Source organism: Paratissierella segnis (assembly GCF_014385195.1).
Lineage (GTDB): Bacteria > Bacillota > Clostridia > Tissierellales > Tissierellaceae > Paratissierella > Paratissierella segnis.
This window is the reverse complement of the sequence record NZ_JACRTG010000025.1, coordinates 56,038-78,943: the sequence shown is the minus strand read 5'-3', so window position 1 is coordinate 78,943 and position 22,906 is coordinate 56,038. Positions and strand designations below refer to the sequence as shown.

Genomic DNA, 22,906 nt, shown 5'->3' with positions numbered 1-22,906 from the left:
TAAATTTGGGCATGACTTTAAGGAGTCTACTATAGTAAAATTTTTTTGAAAGACTAAATTAGACCCCTAATTTTTAGTATGAAATGCCCGGATAATAATTTAAATTATTTAAGTAGAGATGGTTTTAAGATTATATCATTAGCATCAATTCTTGTGATTCCTAATGCGTTAATTAGCTTAAAACCATATCTTGAGCTGAATGAGTCATATGGAGATTGGTCATTCAGCTTTTTTCTTATATAAGAGTTTACATGAGACATTAATAACGTAATATCTGCTTGTACCAAATGATCCATACTTTTGCCTTTTGGAATTACTCTGCGAATTAATTCATGGTTATTCTCTACTTCAGGCTTTTGAAAAGCCGAATATGGATAACAGTAAAATATATTTGTTAACTTTTCTGTGCCTTGTATTGTCTCAATACTCTTTGGATCTGAAAATTCGCTGCCATTGTCAGTTAAAATGAGAGGAAAGAGCCTTTTAAAGTAATCAGGTCCTACCGTATCGTAAATCATCTTAAAGCACTCTCTAACACTCTTTGTATCATTAGTATCCCTAATAAACATAAGCATAAAGGATGTATCAACAAAATGAATTGTAAGTAATACTTTTCCACCTTTTTTACCTTCTACAGTATCCATTTCAACCATTGATAAATCCTTATTCTCATCAATAAATTTTAAAAAATCATCATATTTTCTACCCTCTAAGCACTTTTTGTCAACTTTGTAGCCCATTTGGATTCTTCTTCTAGATCGATATCTTACCTTCCTAGGTAAATCAATGTTTTTTACTGATAATGCTCCTATTTCAATATATTTATATATAGTTTTTTCACTAACCATAATAGTATCTTTATTGTTTGCAAGTATATGATGCACTGATTGACCATTATCAACCAATGGGCTAATAATATCATCTAATCTCTTGATTTCTTCAGGAGAACTTTCAATGCCAACCCTAGATTCAACCAACAAACCTTCATAGTCTTTTTGAGATAATTTAGCTGAGTAATAGTGCTTTGCTAGAGTACATTTATTTCTATTATCACAACCATTACATACATATGGTGAAGATTTTAATTTTTGACAATAATCTTCTTTAAAATATTGGCAATCATTATTGCAATATCTGCAGAATCTACAAAACTTGTATTTACTCGTACATGTATTTTCTTTACAAATATTAGTTAAATCACAATTGTATCTGTAAATACATGCATTGTAACTACGACCGTAGCAACCCCTTTTATCAATAGTATATCTAAGAGAAATTTCTCTTGATATAGTTGATTTATGTCTATTGAGTTTTCTCGATATTTCAGATAAAGAAAAACCTAATTTAAGATATTTTTCTATATCCAATCTATTATCATAAGTTAAATGTTTTGCCATAACAGCTTCCCCCTTAGAGCTATTATCCGGGCATAACATAATGATACTACAAAATCCGCCGATGTTGACATGAGAACCTGAAAATGATAAGTAGGAATTACCCGAAGGCAAGCAAAACAAAGTTAAATACTATATTTGCTTCGAGATGGAGAATTTTATCATTTTCAGAACCCCATATCAACATTTCCCACTAACGTGGCGGCTCAATTGATTGAGAAAAACCCTCAGGCTTCACAAAACAAAATGTTGGGATCGGAATTTGTAAGGTTAAATGAGACTCCTTAGTTTGTAAGACTAAATTAGACTCTAAATCAAAAATGGGTCTATTTTACTTTTACAATTAACATCTTGCATTTTGCAAAAAAACTAAAGTATCAGCCTCTTGACACTCACAAATTTTTAACATATAATAGTGAAAACGAATATATGCTGTGACAAGGAAGAGTATTTAGATATCTTAGTTAAAGAGAGTTGGCTATATTGGTGTGAGGTCAATGCTAATATTTAAAGAAGACACCTTGGAGTAAATAATTCCAAAGGGATTATTCGCTGGATTTTAGCGTTAAAATAATGAGTTGAGGATTGCCTAATTAGGGTGGTACCGCGAGTTAACCTCTCGTCCCTGAAGTTTCAGAGATGAGGGGTTTAAATTTTTTGTAAGGAGGAAATTTTATGTCAGAATCAATGGGAAATTTAAGAAGAAACATGATGTGTGGCAATTTAAGAGATGTAAATGCAGGACAGGAAGTTATATTGATGGGGTGGGTACAAAGAGAAAGAAATCTTGGCTCACTATTGTTTGTTGATTTAAGGGATACAACAGGTATATCTCAAATAGTTTTTGATAGTACTGAAGATGAAGCATTATTTAAAAAAGCGGTAACTTTAAGGTCGGAGTATGTAATTGCAGTAAGAGGAAAGGTTAGGATCAGATCATCAATTAATAAAGAAATACCAACAGGAGATGTGGAGGTATTGGCAGAAGAATTGAAGATTCTAGACGAAGCACAAACCCCTCCAATCTATATAAAAGATGATGATAATGCATCAGAAACAATGAGGCTTAAATATAGATATTTGGATTTAAGAAAACCTCATATGCAAGAAAATCTAAAATTAAGAGCAAAGACAGCCAAAATCACCAGAGATTTCTTTTATGACAATGACTTCATAGAAGTTGAAACGCCTTTTTTGACTAAACCTACTCCTGAAGGAGCCAGAGACTATCTTGTCCCAAGTAGGGTTAGCCCAGGGGAATTCTATGCGCTTCCACAATCACCACAGCTTATGAAACAGCTTCTTATGGTATCAGGCATGGATAAATACTATCAAATAGTAAAATGTTTTAGAGACGAGGATTTGCGAGCAAACAGGCAACCGGAATTTACACAAATAGATATTGAAATGTCTTTTGTCGATGTAGATGATGTTATAAGCATAAACGAACAATTTATATACAAATTATTTAAAGAATTGAAGAATGTAGAAATAGACCTGCCTATTAGAAGGATGACTTACAAGGAAGCAATGGAGAGATATGGGGTAGATAAGCCGGATTTAAGGTTTGGATTTGAATTGGTTGATATATCCGATTTAGTGATAAATTGCGGATTTAAAGTATTTTCTGACACTGTCCAAAACAAAGGAGTAGTGAAAGGCATCAATGTTAAAGGCTATGGAGATAAATTTACCAGAAAAGATATAACATCCTTAGAAGAATATGCTAAGACCTATGGAGCAAAAGGGTTGGTATGGATAAAATTGACTAAAGGTGGTATAACCTCTCCTATAGCAAAATTTTTTGGCGATGAAGAATTAAAAAATATATTGGATAGATTCAATGCAGAAAAAGGAGACTTAATCCTTATAGTTGCTGATAAATTATCCGTTGCTTGTGATTCCTTGGGAAATCTACGAAATGAAGTAGCAAGAAGGCTTAACTTATTGTCAAATGATGATTTTAAACTAGTATGGATTATTGAGTTTCCATTGTTTGAATATGATGAAGAAGAAAAAAGATATGTAGCCAAACACCATCCTTTCACTCATCCGATGGATGAGGATATTGATTTACTTGAAACAGAACCTCAAAATGTAAGAGCGAAGGCTTATGACATAGTAATAAATGGCGATGAAATGGGTGGAGGGAGTATTAGAATTAATAACAGTAAACTGCAGAGCAGGATGTTCAAGGCTTTAGGTTTTACCGAAGAGGAAGCTCAAGAGAAATTTGGATTTCTCCTAGAGGCATTTAAGTATGGAGCACCTCCGCATGGTGGGATAGCTTATGGATTCGATAGGCTTATAATGTTATTTACAAATAGTTCAAATATTAAAGATGTTATAGCATTTCCAAAGACTCAGTCTGCTACGTGTTTGATGACTGATGCACCAACGAATGTCTCTGAAAAACAATTGGAAGAAGTTCATGTAAAGGTTGATATAAAATAATGAAAAATCCATTTGAGCGAACAGAATTGTTGTTGGGGATAGAAGAAATGAAAAAGTTACAAAATTCGGAAGTAGCTGTTTTCGGCATTGGAGGTGTAGGGTCTTTTTCTGCAGAGGCACTAGTAAGATCAGGATTGGGGAAGATTGTTTTAGTAGATTATGATATAATAGATATAACAAATATCAATAGGCAAATTCATGCAACTATAAAAACAGTGGGGCTTTCTAAAGTAGAAGTAATGAAAGAAAGGTTGCTTGATATCAACCCAGATCTAGAAATAAAAGTTTTTAATGAAAAATATACTGAAGAAACAAAGGATTTGCTATTGAGTTCAGATTATGATTATGTTATTGATGCTATTGATATGATTTCTGCAAAAATTGATTTGATTAATACCTGCAAGACGATGGGTATATCTATAATAAGCTCAATGGGCGCCGGAAATAAATTGGATCCAACATCTTTTGAAATTAAAGATATTTACTCAACAAAGGTATGTCCGCTTGCAAAGGTCATGAGGCGTGAACTTAAAAAAAGAGGCATAAAGGATTTAAAGGTTGTTTGCTCTGAAGAGACGCCGAAGAAGATAAATATCGGGGATAAAGAAATTAGAAAAGCTACTCCGGGAAGTATTGCTTTTGTACCTTCAGTTGTAGGTTTGATATTGGCATCTGAGGTAATAAAAGACCTTATAAAGTAGGAGGTGTATTTATGGAGCAAGTTGGCTTTGTAAGAAAAGTTGTTAAAGATAGAGCTGAACTTGAAGTTCGCAGAGCTTCAGGTTGTGGCAGCTGTAAAGGGTGTTCAGCCGGTTGTGAAACTAAAACTCATGTTATTACCTTAAAGAATGATCTAAACGTTAAAGTTGGAGATTTAGTTGAATTAGAAGGTGAACCTAAAAGCATATTGAAATATACGTTCATAGTATATATGATTCCATTCATATTTTTAATGGTAGGCATATTTGCAAGCTCTGGTTACTTTAAAGCACACGGTAATCCAAATTACGAAATATTAAGCTTCTTAGTTGGTATAGTTGCTCTTTTTATATCTTTCTTTGTAGTAAGATCGTTAGATAAAAAAATAGCAGAAAATGATGAAGGTGCTATAAAAATGACAAGGATATTATAGAGGAGGGTGCTTTCTTTGGTGGATAAAACCGCTGTTGTAAAACGACTTAGAAGGGTAGAGGGACAAATTAAAGGCATTCAAAAAATGGTAGAAGAAGACAAATATTGCGGAGATATATTGATTCAAATAGCAGCTGCAAGATCTGCATTAAATAGTGCAGGGGGATTGATTTTAGAAAATTATATGAAAACATGTATGAAGGATTATTCATCGGGGTTAGCTGAGGATGAGGAATTAGATAAATTGGTTGAAGTTATGCTAAAGTATACAAAACAAAATTAGAATAGATGAAAAGCTTAGTTGCAAGTAAAACTGAGCTTTTTGTATTTAATAATTTATATTCTTGTAAATGGGGTATTTTATTTATATAATGTAAGTGATTGGTTGCTTTGCTTTTAATTATAATAATATATATGTTGGAGGGAGTATAGCAAATGAATTTTAAAAATCTTGAGAAGATGGATCATGAAGTAATGGACATTATAAATAAGGAGATTGATAGACAAAACAAGCATATTGAGTTGATTGCATCCGAAAACTTTGTATCCCAGCAAGTTATGGAAGCTATGGGAAGTCAATTGACAAATAAATATGCTGAAGGGTATCCTGGGAGAAGATATTATGGAGGATGTGAAGTAGTTGACTTAGTCGAAAACTTGGCGATAGATAGATTAAAAAAGCTGTTTGGAGCAGACCATGCCAACGTACAACCCCATTCCGGTTCAAATGCAAATCTCGGAGTATACTTAGCTGTATTGAAGCCGGGGGATAAGGTTCTTGGAATGAATTTATCTCAGGGCGGGCATTTGACCCATGGCAGCCCGGTAAATATTTCGGGACTTTATTATAACTTTGTAGCATATGGAGTAGACAAAGAGACAGAAAGAATTGATTATGATGCTGTAAGAGAAATAGCACTGAAGGAAAGACCTAAGCTGATAGTAGCAGGTGCTAGTGCTTATCCAAGGGAAATAGACTTCAAAAAATTCAAGGAAATTGCAGATGAAATAGATGCATACCTTATGGTAGATATGGCTCATATTGCAGGTCTTGTTGCAGCAGGACTTCACCAAAATCCGGTTCCCTATGCAGACTTTGTAACTACTACAACTCACAAGACACTAAGGGGACCAAGGGGAGGAGCAATCCTCTGCAAAGAAGAATATGCGAAGACTATTGACAAGGCAATATTTCCGGGATTACAAGGTGGACCGTTGATGCATATTATAGCAGCAAAAGCGGTAGCATTTGGAGAAGCATTGCAGGATGATTTCAAAGGCTATCAGAAGCAAATAGTTAAAAATGCATCTGCACTTGCAGAAGGCCTAATAGAAAATGACTTTAGACTCGTTTCCGGAGGCACTGATAATCATTTAATATTGATTGATGTCAAGGCAAAAGGGTTAACAGGGAAAAAGGCAGAAGCATTATTAAATGATATAGGAATTGCCACAAATAAAAACACAATACCTTTTGATACTGAAAGTCCGTTTGTGACAAGCGGTATAAGGATTGGTACTCCGGCTATGACAACAAGAGGAATGAAAGAAGCTGAGATGAAAGAAATTGCATATCTAATAAGTTTAGCATTAGATGAAAAATATGATAGAAATGTAATAATAGGAAAAGTTCATCAATTATGTGATAGATTTCCATTATATTAAAAAGGGGGTGGTTTCAATGCCACCTTCGTTAAACATAATGACAGGCGGAAATTAAATGGAATTAAAGAATATTAATGAATCAAGAAATATAATTCAAAAAATAGATAAGGGTAGCATAGCAGAGGAATTGGGAATTGAGTTAGGAGATATACTACTTAGTATAAATAATGAAAAAGTTAAGGATATTATAGACTATAAATTTCTGGTATCTGATGATTTTTTATTAGTTAAAATACAAAAACCTAATGGTGATATTTGGGAATTTGAAATAGAAAAGGATTATGATGAGGATTTAGGCATTTCTTTTTCAAATCCATTAATAGATAAAGCTAAATCTTGTAGAAATAAATGTCTTTTTTGTTTTATTGATCAATTGCCTCCCAATATGAGAGAAACATTGTATTTTAAAGATGATGATTCAAGGCTATCGTTTCTGCAGGGCAATTTCATTACATTAACGAATATGAGTGAAGATGAAATAGAACGCATTATAAAATACAAACTAAGCCCAATAAATATCTCGGTTCATACGACAAATCCAGAACTGCGAATCAAAATGCTTAATAATAAGAATGCCGGGAATGTATATGAAATATTGAAAAGATTTCATAAAGCAAAATTGAAAGTAAATTGTCAAATAGTTCTTGTTCCATTTGTTAATGATGGGGCAGAATTATTAAGGACTATAAATGATTTATCTAAATTATATCCTACCATTGAATCAGTAGCAGTAGTACCTGTAGGTATTACAAGATATAGGGAAGGACTATTTGATGTTACCCCTTATGATAAAAAATTGTCCGATGAATTATTGGACATTGCAGAAAGCTTACAGAGAGAGCTTTTGGGGAAAATAGGAACAAGATTTATTTTTCCTTCAGATGAGTTTTATTGTCTTTCTAAAAGGGAAGTACCATTATATAAAGAGTATGAAGGTTTTCCACAATTGGAAAACGGGGTAGGGCTGATGAAATCTTTTGAACATGAGATAGATGCGGAGTTGGCTAAAATAAAAACTCAAATGTGCACAAACAAAAAATACATTTTAGCTACCGGAACCTTGGCATATGATTTTATTTCAAAGCTTGCATCCAAAATAGAAGAAAAATTTAAAGATTTAAGTTTACAAGTTATCCCTATAGTCAATCATTTTTTTGGAGAAACTATTACCGTGGCAGGTTTAATTACAGGAGAAGATCTGGTAGGGCAATTAAAGGAGCATACTTGTGATTTAGATGGAATTATCATACCTAAAAGTATGCTTAAAAGGGATGAAGATGTATTCTTGGATGATTTGTTATTGCATGAGGCGGAAGAAAAATTAGGAGCAAAGATAATTGTTTCAAATGTAGAGGGTAAAGCTTTGTTGAAGATATTTGAAGAAGAGGTGAACAAATGAATAAAGCTATAGTTTGTATAGTAGGAAGACCAAATGTTGGCAAGTCCACATTATTCAATAAATTAGTAGGAAGAAGAATTGCAATTACAGAAGATACCCCAGGTGTTACAAGGGATAGAATATATGCTGAAGGCGAATGGTTAAATAACTATTTCACTGTTATAGATACAGGTGGTCTGGAACCGGAAAATGAAGACACAATAATGTCAAATATTAGAAAACAAGCTCAAATAGCAATAGATACATCAGATGTGATACTGTTTGTAGTAGATGGAACTCAATCACTTACCCAAACGGATAGAGAAATAGGAAATATACTAAGAAAATCCAGAAAAAAGGTAATAATTGTAGCCAACAAAATAGACAATCAAAATATCCCCAGTGAAATATATGAATATTATGAACTTGGATTAGGGGAACCCATGATAATATCTGCTGAACAGAGTTTAGGTTTAGGTGATTTATTGGATGAAGTAGTAAAGTGTTTTCCGGAAGAAAGAGATACCGATTTGGATGAAGAGACAGTAAGAGTAACTTTTATAGGAAGACCTAACGTAGGTAAATCTTCTCTTATAAATTATATATTAGGAGAAGAAAGGGTAATAGTTACAGATATTGCAGGAACTACAAGAGATTCTATTGATAGCTATTTTGAACATGGGGACAATAAATATGTATTTGTAGACACGGCAGGCTTAAGAAGGAAAAGAAGTATATATGAGAATGTTGAAAGATATTCTGTAGTAAGGACATTAGCGGCAATAGATAGGTCGGAAATTTCTGTACTTTTGATAGATGCTACAGAAGGTGTAACGGAGCAGGATTCTAAAATAGTCGGATATGCTCATGATAATGGCAAAGGTATAATCATTGCAGTAAATAAATGGGATAAGATAGAAAAAGATAATAAGACATATAAAGAATTTGAAAAATCAATAAGAAAAACCTTAGGATTTATTGATTATGCTCCTATAGTTTTTATCTCAGCACTTACCGGGCAACGAGTGAGTAAATTACTTGAGTTGATCAACGTAGTTAATAATAATAATAATTTGAGAATTAGCACAGGAGTGTTCAACGATATAATTAATCAAGCGGTACTTATGAATCAACCACCCTCAGATAAAGGCAAAAGAGCAAAAATATATTATGGAACCCAAGTATCTGTAAGGCCGCCAAAATTTGTTATATTTGTAAATAATATTGAATTGATGCATTTTTCATATACAAGATACCTTGAAAATCAAATTAGAAGTCATTTTGGATTTATGGGAATTCCTATTCAGATTGAATATAAAGAAAGGGGTAAAAGTGAATAGCAATGAAGTTTGTTATTATTGGTATAATATCCTATCTTATAGGTTCATTTTCTTCAGCGTTTTTTTTGGGTAAGGCAATAAAAAAAATAGATATTAGAGTTCATGGCAGCGGAAACTCCGGTACAACAAATGCAATAAGAGTAATGGGGTTTAGGATGGGAGTTTTGACATTTCTTATTGACTTTGCAAAAGGCGCCATAGCAGTTTTAATTGGATTTTATTTAGAAGGATACAACGGGGGTTTACTTGGAGGGATTTGTGCTGTTTTAGGGCATGATTATCCAATATATATAAGGTTTAAAGGTGGAAAAGGAGTTGCCACATCTATTGGAGCGTTGGCAATATTAGATTTTCCAATGGCATTAATATCAGTCATAATAGGATTAATTGTGGGATTTTTTACGAAATATGTATCTTTAGGATCAATAGTATTTTTTGTACTTAACCCTTTTATCAGTATTATAATAAATAATCCAAATAATAGGTATCTAACATTAACTACTGTATTTTTGGGATTACTTGGAATATGTAGACACAAGTCGAATATCGAAAGACTTATAAGGGGAAATGAAAACAAGATTGGTAGGTGAATCGCGTGTGTAAAAGCATAGGCGTTATCGGAGGGGGCAGCTGGGGTACTGCTTTGGCAATACTTCTTAGAAACAAAGGTTATAAAGTGGATATGTGGATGAGAAATAGGGAACAATCTTTTGAGATGAACAGTACTAGAGAAAATAAAAGATTTCTACCAAATGTAAAGCTTCCTGGAAATTTAAATGTATCTAGTGATTTGGAAAAAACAATCTACAATAAAGATGTAATATTATTAGCAGTTCCTACTCATGGCGTTAGAGAAGTATTAAACAATTCAAAAAATTTTATAGGTGGAGATCAAATCATAGTAAATGTTGCAAAGGGTATAGAAAATGACAGCCTTCTAAGAATTTCTCAGATAGTTAAGGAGATACTTCCCCAAAATAAATACGCAATACTTTCGGGGCCTTCTCATGCAGAGGAAGTAGCTATTAATATACCAACTACCGTAGTATCTGCATCGGAAGATATGGAAGTAGCGCATTACATACAGGACTTGTTTATTACACCTACATTTAGAGTATATACAAATCCGGATGTAATTGGAGTTGAGCTTGGAGGTTCACTGAAGAATATAATAGCATTAGGTGCCGGCATATCAGATGGTCTAAGCTATGGGGACAATACCAAAGCTGCCCTTATGACCAGAGGGATCTTTGAGATAGCAAAACTCGGTGAAAAATTGGGGGCAAATCCGAATACATTTTCAGGGCTGTCAGGTATAGGAGACCTAATTGTAACTTGTACAAGCATGCATAGTAGAAATAGAAGAGCAGGTATACTTATTGGTCAGGGGAAAAATATGGAAGAAGCTATTCGAGAAGTTGGTATGGTGGTTGAAGGAATAAAAACTACTAAATCAGCCTATATATTAGGTAAAAAATATAATGTAAGTATGCCTATTACATCAGAGATTTACAATGTATTATATGAAAATGCAGATGTAAAAGCCGCTGTAGATAGACTAATGCAGAGGGACAAAAAACATGAGATGGAAGATGTAGTACAATAAAAAATTTTGTATTAATTAACCTGCTAAAAAAGCAGGTTTTTTTTTAACAAAGTAATAATTATAATAATTTTACGTATATATTATAATAGTGATTTAATATGTAATAAGGGGGGTAAGTAGTGGGGAATTTTGATATATACAAAGACATATCTGATAGAACAGATGGAGATATATATGCAGGTGTAGTGGGTCCAGTAAGAACAGGAAAATCAACATTTATTAAAAGGTTTATGGAATTATTGGTTATACCTCATATGGATAATAAACATAAGAAGGAAAGAACGATTGATGAACTACCTTTAAGTGGAGCCGGCAAAACTATAATGACAACAGAACCCAAATTTGTACCTTCAGAAGCTGTTGAACTTACTTTAAGCGAAAATATAAAATTTAAAGTTAGGATGGTTGATTGTGTAGGATACTTGGTAAAAGGCGCTTTAGGGCATGAAGAAAATCAAATGCCCAGAATGGTAAATACACCATGGAGTGAGGATACTATTCCATTTGAAGAGGCTGCAGAAATAGGCACCAAAAAAGTAATAAATGAACACTCTACAGTTGGCATAGTCATAACTACTGACGGATCTATTACGGATATTCCCAGAGCCAATTATATAAAGGCTGAGGAAAGGGTAATAGAGGAATTACAAGCATTAGAAAAGCCTTTTATTATCATACTAAATTCAAAACATCCAAATTTGGATAGTACGGTGGCATTAGCTGAAAGTTTAGAAAATAAGTATGGAGTTTCTGTTATCTCTATGGATTGTCTGAATATGGATGTTGGTGATGTCGAGAAGATATTTGAGAATTTATTGTATGAATTTCCGGTAAAAGAAGTAAATATAAATCTACCGGGGTGGATAGACGGATTGCCAAGGAATCATTGGATTAGACAAGAAATTATGGACTCACTTCAGGAATCAATCGTAGATATGGAAAAGTTGAATCAGGTTGGAGGATGTTTAAATCCATTAAGAGATGTAGATATAGTTGAAGATCTATTAATTAATGAAATTCATCTGGGAGAAGGATCTGTTGATACTGAGATAATTCTTGAAGAAGGATTATTTTTCAAAATTTTAAGCGAAATTACCGGGTATCTAATAGATGGAGATTATCAAATATTAAATCTTGTAACAAAACTGTCTGAGACCAAGAAAGAATATGATAAGGTTGAAAAAGCTATTCGCGAAGCCCGAGAGATAGGATATGGTCTAGTAAGTCCAAGCCTGGAAGAAATGGAATTAGCAGAACCTGAAATCTATAGACAGGGTAATAGATTTGGAGTAAAGCTTAAAGCAAAGGCGCCATCCCTCCATGTGTTGAGGGCAGATATTACTACAGAAGTATCACCCCTAATAGGTACAGAGATTCAATCAGAAGAACTTGTTCAATATTTTATGTCTGAATTTGAGAGCGAGCCATCAAAGATTTGGGAGTCCAACCTATTTGGGAAATCATTGTATGATCTTGTAACTGAGCAGCTTCAAGGGAAGTTGAATACAATGCCAGAAAATTCAAGACAGAAAATGAGAAAAGTATTAGAAAAGATATTAAATGACGGAAGCGGAGGACTGATCTTAATAATAATATAGACTATAATGGGGTGGATTATTGTAATCCACCCCATTAAATTATTTAGGCATAAATTAACAAAAAAAGTCGGAGTGAGAGGATTTGAACCTCCGGCCCCATGACCCCCAGTCATGTGCGCTACCAAACTGCGCTACACCCCGATTACAATAGATATTATATATTACAAAATTGGATTTGTAAAGTGTTTGAATCGTAACTAAATTATGGTATACTATATTTTAACAACAAAGTTTGGAGGTGTTTTATGTTTTTTAATGAAATTTTAATTATGCTATTTATAATAAGTGTAATTGGATATATACTGGTAGTAGTAAAAGAAAAATTTTATTTAAAAAATAATATGATTATTATAGATAATAAAAATGTGACGCAAGAACATTTAGATGAAACAGATTTAAAAGAGTTTTTTTTAGATGGAAAAAGAATAAGAGCTGGTGATGAAATTAAAGTAATTACAAAATCAAAAGATAAATTCATAGGAACTATCATTGGTGCAACTCAAAAGGAAAAAGCTATATTGATGATTACCAATGGAAATCAATTGTTGAGATTTAAGATAGACAATATTGCTCAATTTAAAATAATAAGTAAATATGGTAAATTTTTTACTTAATTGGGAGGTATATTATGTCCCAGACAAGAGTACAAAAAAAGAAAAGAAAAAATAGAATCATATTAATTCTTTTCACTTTTCTTCTTATATATTTTATTATTAGTTTAATACCTCTTGTATTTGGAAATCCATATAAAACCGTATTGCCTGAAGACGATGTGCTATTTCGAAAGTTTGAAGGACAAAGTGTGTTAATCAAAGAAGAATATGTATATTTTGCCGAAGGGAATGGACAGGTGGAAAGGATAGCTAAAGAGGGTGAAAGAGTTTCATCTTTTGAAGAAGTTGCAAGGATAAGTCTTCTAAATGATACTTCCGGACTTAAACAAGAGCTACTAGAGGTAGATCAAAAAATAGATACACTCAGCAAATCCGATAGACAAGCATCGGATATTTCTAATGATAACACTCAATTGGAAGATTTTCAAAAAGAAACAGTGAATGATATACAAAAATATATAAACGAGGGTAGTTATTTAAATGTCCAAAGATCAAAAGAAGAAATTCTAATATATAATGGAAAATTAAATAATTCATCCCAAGGGAATACTCTTCTTAATCAAAGTATTGAAACCTTAAAAGAAACTAGAAAGGGTTTAGTTGAAAAAATAGATAAAAATAATATAAGATGCTATTCAAGCGAATCAGGATTAATTTCATATGAAATTGACGGGTATGAGAATATATTTTTGCCAAAAGATTTTGAAAATTATACTTATGAAAATCTAAATATAGATGAGAATGCTAAGAACGAAATTCAAGATAAAATTAGTATTGGCTCTCCGGTTTTTAAGACAATCAATAATTTTGAATGGTATTTGGCTATAAAAGTTACAAATACTAAGGATATTGAAGATTATGAAATTGGACAAGCGATAACTGTGGAAGTAGCAGATAAAGAAATTATAGGGAATATCGTAGCAATAAATACTACCAACAACAAAGCTGTGATTGTAGTAAGATTCAGGGATTATTTACATGAAATATACAATTTAAGATTTACCGATGTAAGTATCATAAAGGAAAAAATAGAAAGCTATAAAATCCCGGTAAATGCTGTATTTGATTATGAAGGTAAAAAAGGCGTATATATTGAAGAAGTAAATGGAATAGTAAAATTTAAGCCTGTTAATGTTCTTGATATTGTTGGAGATGATGCATATATAGATAAAGGAGATATTGGTGGGTTTATAACTATTGGAGGAGAAAAATATAAAACAGTATCTTTATATGATGAGATATTTATTGACCCTACGACAGTTAAAGATGGTCAAATTCTAAGGTAATAAGGAGGGCTTTAGATGTATATAAAAGAGAATCTCTCGGAGATAAACGAGAATATATATAAATCATTGCAAAGAGTCGGCAGAAAGGATAATGTAGAGTTAATAGCGGTAACAAAGACTGTAGACATAGATAGAATTGAAGAGGCAATCAGTCTGGGGATAACAGATATTGGAGAAAATAGAGTACAAGAGTTAGAAAAAAAGATTGATGCCTTGGGTAATAGGGTAAATTATCATTTGATAGGTTCACTCCAGACAAATAAGGTAAGATTTATAATAGATGAGGTAAAATTGATTCACTCTTTGGATAGAGTTTCTTTAGCTAAAGAATTAGAAAAAAGAGCAAAAATGAATAATATTTTAGTTAATGCCCTAATCCAAGTAAATGTAGCAGAAGAGGAGACTAAATCAGGACTTAGGGTAGATGAAGTTATTTCTTTTATAGAAGAAATACAAAAATATGAGAACATTAGAATAAAAGGTTTAATGACGATAGCACCTTTCACAGATGATGAGGCTATTTTAAGGAATGTTTTTAGAACGATGAATTCTTTAAAAGAAAACATTATAAGTAGAGATTATGAGAATGTTAGTATGGATTATCTTTCCATGGGAATGACAAATGATTATGAAATAGCGATTGAAGAGGGGTCAAACATGATACGCGTAGGTACAGGAATATTTGGTAAAAGAAATTATTAAGGGGGCTAGACTATGAGTAGTTTTATGGACAAGTTTAAATATTTTATAGGTATTGATGAATTCGAGGAAGAAGATGAAGATGTTGTAGAAGATACATTGGAAGAAGAAGCTTTAGATTTTCCTTCACAAACAAAAACAAAAAAGTATAATAATAAAGTGGTAAATATCCATACTAATAGTAATATGAAGATAACAGTACATGAACCGCTTAGCTATGATGAAGCTCCTCAAATCATTGATGACTTAAAATCCAGGAAAGCAATAGTGGTGAATTTTGAACAATTGGAGCTGAGTGTAAAGAGACAGATATTTGATTTCATAAATGGGGGTATTTATGCAGTTGAAGGAAAAATTCAAAAGGTAACAAAGGACATATTTATATTGGCACCTAGCAATATAGAAATAGACGGACTAAAAGATGAATTAAAAAACAGGGGAATTTTTCCTTGGTAGGTTATAAGGTGGAAAATATGGCTTTATTAATTAGAAGTTTGAGTATCTTTGTAGAATTGATTGAAGCATTGATAATCATTAGGATTTTTATGAGTATATTTAGGATTAACTTTAATACAACTTTAGGAAGACTGGTATATGAATTGACAGAACCCATCCTTTCTCCATCAAAGAGATTATTAGATAAGATTGGCTTAGGCAGAGGGATGTTTGATTTTTCTCCTTGGGTTTCAATACTTATACTACGTATTTTGACTGCAATAATAATTAGTTTTTTGGGGCAATTATGAAAATAGATAGGGAGTTTTATACTTCTCATATAAAAGATAATGAGCAATTAGTAAATATGAGAAGAATATTGGATAAAGCAGAAAAGGTACTTAACAATCATTTAACTGAAGAAACAGATTTTTTGGATCCGTATGAAAGGCATCTGGCAAAATCCATTTTAAATAGATTTGAGTTAAACTATTTGGAATATGGTGGGCTAGACTCAGCTGAAAGAAAGATATTTATTATATATCCATTTTATGTAGATGAAAGCGATATAAAATTAAATTTATCTTTTTTAAGGATCAATTCAGGTCAAGAAGGATTGGCACATAAAGATTTTTTAGGCGGTATATTAAATCTTGGAATTAAAAGATCCAAAGTTGGGGATATTTTAGTACATGATACTTATGCAGATGTGATAGTCAAGAAGGAAATAAGTAGCTTTTTGCTATTTAATTTAGAAAAGATTGGGAACAGAAATGTAAATTTAATTGAAATTTATTTAAGTGATATATCTGAACCTGAAGAGTCATTTAAGGAATATAAAAAGTTTTTATCCTCAATGAGGATAGATGTGTTTATATGTTCTGTCTATAATCTTTCCAGAAAAGAAAGTCAGGATATTATAAAATCCGGAAATGTAAAGGTCAATTGGGAACTGATTGAAAAACCTTCTAAGGAAATAAATGTGGGGGATATTATATCAACTAGAGGATACGGACGCGCTAAACTTGTTTCTATAGATGGATTAAGTAAAAAGGGAAGGTATTATACTACTATAAGAATACTAACTTAGACGGAGTGATATGATGATAACACCACTAGATATACAAAATAAAGAATTCAATAAATCTTTTAGAGGATATAATTCAAAAAATGTTGATATCTTTTTAGATGAAATAATTGATGATTATGAAAAAATCTATAAAGAGAATATTGAGTTGAAAGACAAAATAAATATGCTTTCAGATCAAATAAGCCATTACAAATCAATGGAAGAGACATTAAAAAGTACATTGATAGTAGCACAAACTACTTCAGAAGATGTGGTATTGGCTGCCAGACAAAAATCAGATAGTATAATTGAAGATGCTGAAATAACAGCTAAAAAGATGATAGAACAGGCTAGAGAAGACGTTAGAAATATAAAACAAGAATATGAGTATTTAAAAAAAGAAATTTTTGTTTTCAAAACTAGGTACAAATCTTTTATTGAGGCTCAGTTGATTTCTTTAGATGATTTTTATACTGAAGTAGAAGATGTAAGAAAAGAAGGAAGTAAGAATGAAGAAAACAGTGAATCCAAAGAAATTACAAATTTGGGGGCGTAACTTATCATAAAATGCCATTTTAACAGTTGAATGATTATTTCTCCATTGGATATATTAAATTTAAGATTTTATTTAAAATGGAGGAATATATGGATAGAGATAAACTTAATCATTTTTGGAATAGACTTTTAAAAGAAAAAAAGAATTTGATTAAATCCAGAGAAAATATAACTCAAGAAGAATTTGGGTCAATGGACCTATATTATACAGAAAGTTCTAATTATGATAATCATCCTGGGGATATTGGGACCGAACTTTTCTTCAAAGAACAAGATCAAGGCTTTAGAAATAAAATGGATGATACTTTAGACGATATAGATCATGCTCTAGAAAAAATTAAAAATAAAAGTTATGGCATTTGTGAAAAATGTCATAAAAATATAGATGAAGAGAGACTGGAAGTAGTTCCTTATGCTAAAACTTGTTTAGAATGTTCTGAAGAAGTAAGTCCTAAACTCGATAATAGATTATATGAATCAATAGATGAAAAAATTGCCACATCTTCCAGTGTGGATCCTGATAGCAATGTGGAATATGATAGAGAGGATGCATATCAGGAAGTTTCTTATTACAATATTGTGCCCAATGATCCATCTTTCACTACTGGAGACAATATGGGGCTTGTCATTGATGAGGCTGACGATGACTCTGTAGAGGCGGTAGAAAATTTTTCTCAGGAATATTATGATGAAACATTAAAATAAACTTCTCTTGCAAATCAAGAGAAGTTTTTGTTGAATTCGAACTTTATATAATATAGAATAGGTATAGATAATTCACGATTTACAATGAACAAATCACATTAACTTGGAGGTATCAATTTGATAGTATTAATTGCATTTATTATTATAATAGATCAACTTACAAAACATCTGGCAATAAAATATCTAAAAGGTCAAAGTCCTGTAGTACTGATAAAGAACTTTTTAAGTTTACATTATACCGAAAATGCGGGAGCAGCCTTTGGCATACTCCAAGAAAAAAGAATGTTATTTGTCATCATAACGACAATATTTCTACTTGTAATTTCATTTTATATTATCAAATATTTTAATGAACTTTCGTTAATTAGCAAAATCGGAGCATCCGTATTATTAGGCGGAGCTATTGGCAATTATATTGATAGAGTAAGACATGGATTTGTTGTAGATTTTATAAGTGCTAAAATAACAAAGACTTATGATTTTCCAGTATTTAATATAGCAGATATGGCAATTGTGCTAGGAACTTTAGTTATAGTATATGTTGTATTGTTTGATAAACATAGCGCCTAGGAGGGTTTAATGGAGACTATAGAAATATATGTGGATGAGGGTGATAATGAAAGGCTCGACTATTATATAGCTACAGAATTAAATGAAGTATCAAGAACTTACATACAAAAATTGATAAAAGATGGATTAGTAGATGTAAATGGACTTAAAAAGAAGCCAAGTTATTTGGTAAAGGAAGGGGATAGGATACTGGTTAACCTTCCTAAACCAAAAAAATTAGAAATTGTGCCTGAGGATTTGCCTTTGGATATTATTTATCAAGATGAAGATATAGTAGTAGTGAATAAATCTCAAGGAATGGTTGTGCATCCTGCACCGGGGAACTATACCGGAACTTTGGTAAATGCATTGCTGTATCATATAGGTAGCTTATCTTCAATAAATGGCATTATCAGACCGGGAATAGTTCATAGATTGGATAAAGATACATCTGGAATATTAATTATCGCTAAAAATGATTTCAGTCATCGCTCGTTGTCAGAACAGCTTAAAGACAGAAAAGTCTACAGAGAGTATATTTCACTTGTAAATGGAGTTATAAAAGACGATAAAGGTACAATTAATGCACCAATAGGAAGAAATCCAAATAACAGAAAAATGATGAAAGTAATATCTAGTAATAGCAAAGAGGCTATTACTCATTATGAAGTAATAAGAAGATATGATAAATATACATTAATAAAGGCGGTACTTGAAACAGGAAGAACACATCAAATAAGAGTTCACTTTTCATATATGAACCATCCGGTAGTTGGAGATCCCATATATTCCAGTGGAAAGAATGAATTTAATTTAGATAAACAACTGCTCCATGCACGTAAGGTGGGAATAATTCATCCCCGAAGTAAGAAATATATGGAGTTTGAATGTGATATCCTCAATAATTTTAAGGAAGTACTTAAGAAATTGGATAATAGGTGATAAAAATGATGGTTAAAGCTGTGATCATGGACGAAAAGGCAATAGCAAGAGCTATTACAAGAATAGCAAATGAGATAATTGAAAGGAATAAAGGAGTTGGCAATATAGTGCTTGTTGGGATCAAAACAAGGGGGGTACCATTCGCACATAGACTTGCGGATAAGATTTATGAAATCGAAGGAGAAAATCTCCAAACTTATACGCTAGATATAACACTTTATAGAGATGATTTAAAAGAAATAAGCCCTCAGCCTACTGTAAATGAAGAATTTACCGGAGATATTAACGGAAGGATTGTTGTATTGGTTGATGATGTTATATATACCGGAAGGACTGTTAGAGCTGCACTTGATGCTTTAATAGATAAGGGAAGACCAAATAAGGTTCAGTTAGCTGTTCTGGTGGATAGAGGACATAGGGAGCTGCCAATCCGTCCAGATTATATAGGGAAAAATGTCCCAACTTCAAAGACTGAAATAATAGGTGTTGAATTCAAGGAAGTAGATGGAATAGACGAAGTCGTTATAAAGGAATAAGTTTAGAATGAGATGATTTTTTATATACATAAATTGATGTTTTTGCATATACGTCATTATTTATTACCCTCTCGAATAATATATAAATCGAGAGGTGATTTTATGATTAAAAAACTTCCTTTATCGATTTCAGGTTTGATGCTTGCACTAGCAGCACTGGGGAATCTTTTATTCACTTATGGTTATATTTTGCAAAATATATTTGGAATTTTATCTACTGTCATACTTTTTATGATGCTCGCAAAAATTATAATATGTTCAAAAATCATAGCAAATGAATTAGAAGATCCAATTAATGCAAGTATGTTTCCAACATTTTCAATGGGGATTATGCTATTGTCTACATATACCAAAGGACATATCGGAAATATATCATTCATTATCTGGATTATAGGCTTATTTCTTCACATATACTTGATGATAAGATTTACAACTAAATTTATAAAAAATTCTGGTATTGAAAAAATATTTCCATCTTATTTTATTGTGTATTCCGGCATTGTAGTAGGAAGCATTACTGCTCCTGTATTTAATATGCAGAGCATAGGAAAGATGCTATTCTATTTTGGAGTTATTTGTTTTGCAATTCTACTTTCCAATGCTATAAAAAATACTTTTACAAAACAAATGACAAAATCCGAACTGCCGACTATTGCAATATTTGCTGCGCCACTAAGTATATTTCTATCCGGATATTTAAATTCTTTTCAGTCAAAAAATGTATATATCGTCTATTTATTGGTGATATTTTCTCAGTTAACATTATTTTTAGTTTTAACTATATTTCCTAGGGTATTAAGGCTAAAATTTCATCCAAGCTTTTCTGCATTAACGTTCCCCGTAGTAATAAGTGCTATATCTTTAAAATCAGCAAATGGATTTTTAACAATCGCAGGAAGAGCAAACTCATTTATACCACGATTGGTTCAATTAGAAGAAATATTATCTATATTAATCGTATTATATGTTTTAGTTAGATATATAGTTTATTTGTTGCCTGGAACTTGCCATATGATAAGGTGTTGAAAACTTTTACCTTGGATTTTATTAGAGGCCCCAGAGTTTTAGAGGATATTTTAGTGACATCAGTAGGTCATTCGGCTATCCTCTTTTTTATTATATGAAATGTGATATACTAGAAGTAGCATATAAGTATGTATCCTATGTGAGGAGAGGATTTTGCATGCAAAATGAACTTATAATTACACAGGTAGAGAATTCGGAAGAAAAGGAAAAGATTGTTTCAGAAGTATTATCCGATTTACCGGAATGGTTTGGACTTCCGGAAAGTACCAGAGAATATATAATTGATTCAAGAAATTTGCCTTTGTGGGTAGCCAAAAACGATAAAGAAATCATTGGGTTTATTACTTTAAGCGAAAGTAGTGGGGATACAGGAGAACTGCATTGCATGGGTGTTAAAAAAGCATATCATAGAAAGACTATAGGCAGTAAGCTATATAATGCATTAGAGCAGTATGCAAAAGACAAATATAAATATTTACAAGTAAAAACTGTAGATGAAGGACACTATAAAGAGTATGATCAAACAATTGCTTTTTATAAAAATGTAGGTTTTTCTAAACTTGAAGTATTTCCATCGTTATGGGATGAATGGAATCCTTGCTTAATTATGATTAAAGCTATTTAGGAGTTGATAAAAATGACTATACAGAAACTAAAGTCTATTATTGAAAACAGCAACAATATAGTATTCTTTGGAGGTGCAGGAGTATCAACGGAAAGCAATATTCCTGATTTTAGATCCGAAACAGGACTCTATAAAAAAGATAATACTCAAAAGTATTCTCCGGAGTATATGCTTAGTCACACTTTTTTTAGAAAGCATACAGAAGAATTTTTCGAATTTTATAAAACTAAAATGGTATATACCGAAGCAAAGCCCAATAAAGCCCATTTGGCTTTAGCCGAACTTGAAAAAAGAGGAAAGCTAAAGGCAATAATTACACAAAATATAGATGGATTGCATCAAATGGCAGGCTCCAAAAATGTGCTGGAATTACATGGCTCCATTTATAGAAATTACTGTGTAGATTGTAAAAAAGAATACGGTTTGGACTTTGTAATGAAATCTGAAAATATACCCAAATGTGTAGAATGTGGTGGCATAGTTAAACCGGATGTAGTTTTATATGAGGAAAGTCTAAATATGTATGTAATGGACAAGGCATTGGAATATATTAGAAATGCTGATGTACTGATTGTGGGAGGGACATCTTTAAGCGTATATCCTGCTGCAAATTTAATAGAATATTATAGGGGAAACAAATTGATACTTATTAATAAGTCTGAAACATATTATGACAGAAGGGCATTCCTTACATTTAACGATAGCATCGGTGAAGTTCTTAGTCAAGTAATCTAACAAATTAATGATGTATTAGGGAAGGAATGACTAAAAATCAATTCCTTTTCTATTTTCTACACCCTTAGTGTAATAGTGTTTTATTTCCTTCATTTCTGTTATTAAATCGGCAATTTCAACCAATTCTTTTGGTGCATAACGACCGGTGATTATTACTTCCACATGAGGAGCTCTGTTGCTGATAGCTTTTATTACTTCTTCTACTGTAAATAATTTAAAATATAATGCTATATTCAATTCATCCATTACCACGACATCATATTTACCGTCTTTTAAGACGGAACTCATCTTTGCAAGACCTTGTTCAGCTCGTTTTATATCATCTTCGGTAGGATCATTATAAATAAAACATTCTTTACCAAATTGCTCAAATTCAATATTAGGAACAAAATCCGTACAATTTACTTCGCTATATTTCATTCCCTTAACAAATTGCCCAAAAAATACTTTTTTACCTATAGAAACAGCTCTCAAAGAAAGTCCCAAAGCTGCTGTTGTTTTTCCTTTTCCATTGCCAGTGTAAATCTGTACATATCCTTTATCCATTTTTCAACCTCCTTGGAA

The 22,906-nt window shown here is 32.0% G+C and carries 26 protein-coding genes, 1 tRNA gene and 1 other annotated feature; of the genes, 24 read left to right on the top strand and 3 right to left on the bottom strand.

Translation table 11 applies throughout. The features are described 5' to 3' along the window. Nucleotides 1–104: 104 nt before the first annotated feature. Nucleotides 105–1,397 carry an IS30 family transposase gene (locus H8707_RS10645; RefSeq protein ID WP_262430123.1) on the bottom strand — a complete coding sequence of 431 codons (1,293 nt, stop codon included), beginning with the start codon at nt 1,395–1,397 and terminating at the stop codon, nt 105–107. A 422-nt stretch (nt 1,398–1,819) separates the two neighbouring features. After that, nucleotides 1,820–2,024: a binding site (T-box leader), on the top strand. Nucleotides 2,025–2,069: 45 nt separating this feature from the next. Here H8707_RS10645 and aspS point away from each other — a divergent pair. The 10 genes from aspS to spoIVA all read left to right on the top strand — a co-directional run bounded on the left by aspS (nt 2,070) and on the right by spoIVA (nt 12,566). Then, nucleotides 2,070–3,848, top strand: a complete 1,779-nt coding sequence (gene aspS / locus H8707_RS10640; RefSeq protein ID WP_262430122.1) for an aspartate--tRNA ligase — start codon at nt 2,070–2,072, stop codon at nt 3,846–3,848. Next, nucleotides 3,848–4,549 (top strand): tRNA threonylcarbamoyladenosine dehydratase, encoded by a 702-nt coding sequence (locus H8707_RS10635; RefSeq protein ID WP_262430121.1) that lies wholly within the window; start codon nt 3,848–3,850, stop codon nt 4,547–4,549. Before aspS ends, H8707_RS10635 begins: the two co-directional genes overlap by 1 nt. A gap of 11 nt (nt 4,550–4,560) precedes the next feature. Then, nucleotides 4,561–4,980 carry a SoxR reducing system RseC family protein gene (locus H8707_RS10630; protein WP_262430120.1) on the top strand — a complete coding sequence of 140 codons (420 nt, stop codon included), beginning with the start codon at nt 4,561–4,563 and terminating at the stop codon, nt 4,978–4,980. Between the two features lie 18 nt (nt 4,981–4,998). Then, nucleotides 4,999–5,262, top strand: coding sequence for a metal-sensitive transcriptional regulator (locus H8707_RS10625; protein ID WP_262430161.1), 264 nt, complete (start codon nt 4,999–5,001; stop codon nt 5,260–5,262). A 152-nt stretch (nt 5,263–5,414) separates the two neighbouring features. Beyond that, on the top strand, nt 5,415–6,644 hold the full coding sequence (locus H8707_RS10620) for a serine hydroxymethyltransferase (protein WP_316699656.1): 1,230 nt from the start codon (nt 5,415–5,417) through the stop codon (nt 6,642–6,644). Between the two features lie 55 nt (nt 6,645–6,699). Beyond that, the gene (locus H8707_RS10615) at nt 6,700–8,043 is read left to right on the top strand and encodes a DUF512 domain-containing protein (protein ID WP_262430119.1); all 1,344 of its coding nucleotides are present in this window, start codon (nt 6,700–6,702) and stop codon (nt 8,041–8,043) included. Next, a complete protein-coding gene (der, locus tag H8707_RS10610) occupies nt 8,040–9,362 on the top strand; it encodes a ribosome biogenesis GTPase Der (protein ID WP_262430118.1) in 1,323 nt (440 codons plus the stop codon). The genes H8707_RS10615 and der overlap by 4 nt, the downstream gene beginning before the upstream one ends. A gap of 2 nt (nt 9,363–9,364) precedes the next feature. Continuing rightward, on the top strand, nt 9,365–9,952 hold the full coding sequence (gene plsY, locus H8707_RS10605; RefSeq protein WP_262430117.1) for a glycerol-3-phosphate 1-O-acyltransferase PlsY: 588 nt from the start codon (nt 9,365–9,367) through the stop codon (nt 9,950–9,952). 5 nt (nt 9,953–9,957) lie between these two features. Continuing rightward, the gene (locus H8707_RS10600; RefSeq protein WP_262430116.1) at nt 9,958–10,968 is read left to right on the top strand and encodes an NAD(P)H-dependent glycerol-3-phosphate dehydrogenase; all 1,011 of its coding nucleotides are present in this window, start codon (nt 9,958–9,960) and stop codon (nt 10,966–10,968) included. 119 nt (nt 10,969–11,087) lie between these two features. After that, nucleotides 11,088–12,566 (top strand): stage IV sporulation protein A, encoded by a 1,479-nt coding sequence (spoIVA, locus tag H8707_RS10595; protein WP_262430115.1) that lies wholly within the window; start codon nt 11,088–11,090, stop codon nt 12,564–12,566. A 67-nt stretch (nt 12,567–12,633) separates the two neighbouring features. Here spoIVA and H8707_RS10590 read toward each other — a convergent pair. After that, nucleotides 12,634–12,707, bottom strand: a tRNA-Pro gene (locus H8707_RS10590). A gap of 104 nt (nt 12,708–12,811) precedes the next feature. Between H8707_RS10590 and H8707_RS10585 the strand changes: the two genes are divergently transcribed. The 14 genes from H8707_RS10585 to H8707_RS10520 all read left to right on the top strand — a co-directional run bounded on the left by H8707_RS10585 (nt 12,812) and on the right by H8707_RS10520 (nt 22,342). Further along, nucleotides 12,812–13,180 carry a hypothetical protein gene (locus H8707_RS10585; RefSeq protein WP_262430114.1) on the top strand — a complete coding sequence of 123 codons (369 nt, stop codon included), beginning with the start codon at nt 12,812–12,814 and terminating at the stop codon, nt 13,178–13,180. A gap of 14 nt (nt 13,181–13,194) precedes the next feature. Beyond that, nucleotides 13,195–14,466 carry an HlyD family efflux transporter periplasmic adaptor subunit gene (locus H8707_RS10580; protein WP_262430113.1) on the top strand — a complete coding sequence of 424 codons (1,272 nt, stop codon included), beginning with the start codon at nt 13,195–13,197 and terminating at the stop codon, nt 14,464–14,466. Nucleotides 14,467–14,481: 15 nt separating this feature from the next. Then, nucleotides 14,482–15,168, top strand: coding sequence for a YggS family pyridoxal phosphate-dependent enzyme (locus H8707_RS10575; RefSeq protein ID WP_262430112.1), 687 nt, complete (start codon nt 14,482–14,484; stop codon nt 15,166–15,168). 12 nt (nt 15,169–15,180) lie between these two features. After that, nucleotides 15,181–15,621 (top strand): cell division protein SepF, encoded by a 441-nt coding sequence (locus H8707_RS10570; RefSeq protein ID WP_262430111.1) that lies wholly within the window; start codon nt 15,181–15,183, stop codon nt 15,619–15,621. Nucleotides 15,622–15,638: 17 nt separating this feature from the next. Next, the gene (locus tag H8707_RS10565; protein WP_262430110.1) at nt 15,639–15,911 is read left to right on the top strand and encodes a YggT family protein; all 273 of its coding nucleotides are present in this window, start codon (nt 15,639–15,641) and stop codon (nt 15,909–15,911) included. Further along, nucleotides 15,908–16,690, top strand: a complete 783-nt coding sequence (locus tag H8707_RS10560) for a YlmH family RNA-binding protein (protein ID WP_262430109.1) — start codon at nt 15,908–15,910, stop codon at nt 16,688–16,690. The genes H8707_RS10565 and H8707_RS10560 overlap by 4 nt, the downstream gene beginning before the upstream one ends. Nucleotides 16,691–16,703: 13 nt before the next feature. Further along, nucleotides 16,704–17,225 carry a DivIVA domain-containing protein gene (locus H8707_RS10555; protein ID WP_262430108.1) on the top strand — a complete coding sequence of 174 codons (522 nt, stop codon included), beginning with the start codon at nt 16,704–16,706 and terminating at the stop codon, nt 17,223–17,225. Nucleotides 17,226–17,314: 89 nt separating this feature from the next. Continuing rightward, complete coding sequence (locus tag H8707_RS10550) at nt 17,315–17,929, top strand: TraR/DksA C4-type zinc finger protein (RefSeq protein WP_262430107.1); 615 nt, start codon at nt 17,315–17,317, stop codon at nt 17,927–17,929. Between the two features lie 117 nt (nt 17,930–18,046). After that, the gene (lspA, locus tag H8707_RS10545; RefSeq protein WP_262430106.1) at nt 18,047–18,499 is read left to right on the top strand and encodes a signal peptidase II; all 453 of its coding nucleotides are present in this window, start codon (nt 18,047–18,049) and stop codon (nt 18,497–18,499) included. Between the two features lie 9 nt (nt 18,500–18,508). Continuing rightward, nucleotides 18,509–19,420 (top strand): RluA family pseudouridine synthase, encoded by a 912-nt coding sequence (locus H8707_RS10540; protein WP_262430105.1) that lies wholly within the window; start codon nt 18,509–18,511, stop codon nt 19,418–19,420. Between the two features lie 8 nt (nt 19,421–19,428). Beyond that, complete coding sequence (pyrR, locus tag H8707_RS10535; protein ID WP_316699654.1) at nt 19,429–19,956, top strand: bifunctional pyr operon transcriptional regulator/uracil phosphoribosyltransferase PyrR; 528 nt, start codon at nt 19,429–19,431, stop codon at nt 19,954–19,956. 102 nt (nt 19,957–20,058) lie between these two features. Next, nucleotides 20,059–20,982 carry a TDT family transporter gene (locus H8707_RS10530; protein ID WP_262430103.1) on the top strand — a complete coding sequence of 308 codons (924 nt, stop codon included), beginning with the start codon at nt 20,059–20,061 and terminating at the stop codon, nt 20,980–20,982. Between the two features lie 157 nt (nt 20,983–21,139). Continuing rightward, the gene (locus H8707_RS10525; RefSeq protein ID WP_262430102.1) at nt 21,140–21,607 is read left to right on the top strand and encodes a GNAT family N-acetyltransferase; all 468 of its coding nucleotides are present in this window, start codon (nt 21,140–21,142) and stop codon (nt 21,605–21,607) included. A gap of 12 nt (nt 21,608–21,619) precedes the next feature. Beyond that, nucleotides 21,620–22,342, top strand: a complete 723-nt coding sequence (locus H8707_RS10520; protein WP_316699652.1) for an NAD-dependent protein deacylase — start codon at nt 21,620–21,622, stop codon at nt 22,340–22,342. A gap of 30 nt (nt 22,343–22,372) precedes the next feature. On the opposite strand, the gene cobO is transcribed toward H8707_RS10520, so the two are convergent. Continuing rightward, nucleotides 22,373–22,888 (bottom strand): cob(I)yrinic acid a,c-diamide adenosyltransferase, encoded by a 516-nt coding sequence (cobO, locus tag H8707_RS10515; RefSeq protein ID WP_262430101.1) that lies wholly within the window; start codon nt 22,886–22,888, stop codon nt 22,373–22,375. Nucleotides 22,889–22,906 lie beyond the last annotated feature (18 nt).

Coding starts and splice junctions, on each gene's coding strand:
- H8707_RS10645 (WP_262430123.1), bottom strand. CDS start 1,397: ATGGCAAAACATTTAACTTATGATAATAGATTGGATATAGAAAAATAT.
- aspS (WP_262430122.1), top strand. CDS start 2,070: ATGTCAGAATCAATGGGAAATTTAAGAAGAAACATGATGTGTGGCAAT.
- H8707_RS10635 (WP_262430121.1), top strand. CDS start 3,848: ATGAAAAATCCATTTGAGCGAACAGAATTGTTGTTGGGGATAGAAGAA.
- H8707_RS10630 (WP_262430120.1), top strand. CDS start 4,561: ATGGAGCAAGTTGGCTTTGTAAGAAAAGTTGTTAAAGATAGAGCTGAA.
- H8707_RS10620 (WP_316699656.1), top strand. CDS start 5,415: ATGAATTTTAAAAATCTTGAGAAGATGGATCATGAAGTAATGGACATT.
- H8707_RS10615 (WP_262430119.1), top strand. CDS start 6,700: ATGGAATTAAAGAATATTAATGAATCAAGAAATATAATTCAAAAAATA.
- der (WP_262430118.1), top strand. CDS start 8,040: ATGAATAAAGCTATAGTTTGTATAGTAGGAAGACCAAATGTTGGCAAG.
- plsY (WP_262430117.1), top strand. CDS start 9,365: ATGAAGTTTGTTATTATTGGTATAATATCCTATCTTATAGGTTCATTT.
- H8707_RS10585 (WP_262430114.1), top strand. CDS start 12,812: ATGTTTTTTAATGAAATTTTAATTATGCTATTTATAATAAGTGTAATT.
- H8707_RS10580 (WP_262430113.1), top strand. CDS start 13,195: ATGTCCCAGACAAGAGTACAAAAAAAGAAAAGAAAAAATAGAATCATA.
- H8707_RS10575 (WP_262430112.1), top strand. CDS start 14,482: ATGTATATAAAAGAGAATCTCTCGGAGATAAACGAGAATATATATAAA.
- H8707_RS10570 (WP_262430111.1), top strand. CDS start 15,181: ATGAGTAGTTTTATGGACAAGTTTAAATATTTTATAGGTATTGATGAA.
- H8707_RS10565 (WP_262430110.1), top strand. CDS start 15,639: ATGGCTTTATTAATTAGAAGTTTGAGTATCTTTGTAGAATTGATTGAA.
- H8707_RS10560 (WP_262430109.1), top strand. CDS start 15,908: ATGAAAATAGATAGGGAGTTTTATACTTCTCATATAAAAGATAATGAG.
- H8707_RS10555 (WP_262430108.1), top strand. CDS start 16,704: ATGATAACACCACTAGATATACAAAATAAAGAATTCAATAAATCTTTT.
- H8707_RS10550 (WP_262430107.1), top strand. CDS start 17,315: ATGGATAGAGATAAACTTAATCATTTTTGGAATAGACTTTTAAAAGAA.
- H8707_RS10540 (WP_262430105.1), top strand. CDS start 18,509: ATGGAGACTATAGAAATATATGTGGATGAGGGTGATAATGAAAGGCTC.
- pyrR (WP_316699654.1), top strand. CDS start 19,429: ATGGTTAAAGCTGTGATCATGGACGAAAAGGCAATAGCAAGAGCTATT.
- H8707_RS10530 (WP_262430103.1), top strand. CDS start 20,059: ATGATTAAAAAACTTCCTTTATCGATTTCAGGTTTGATGCTTGCACTA.
- H8707_RS10525 (WP_262430102.1), top strand. CDS start 21,140: ATGCAAAATGAACTTATAATTACACAGGTAGAGAATTCGGAAGAAAAG.
- H8707_RS10520 (WP_316699652.1), top strand. CDS start 21,620: ATGACTATACAGAAACTAAAGTCTATTATTGAAAACAGCAACAATATA.
- cobO (WP_262430101.1), bottom strand. CDS start 22,888: ATGGATAAAGGATATGTACAGATTTACACTGGCAATGGAAAAGGAAAA.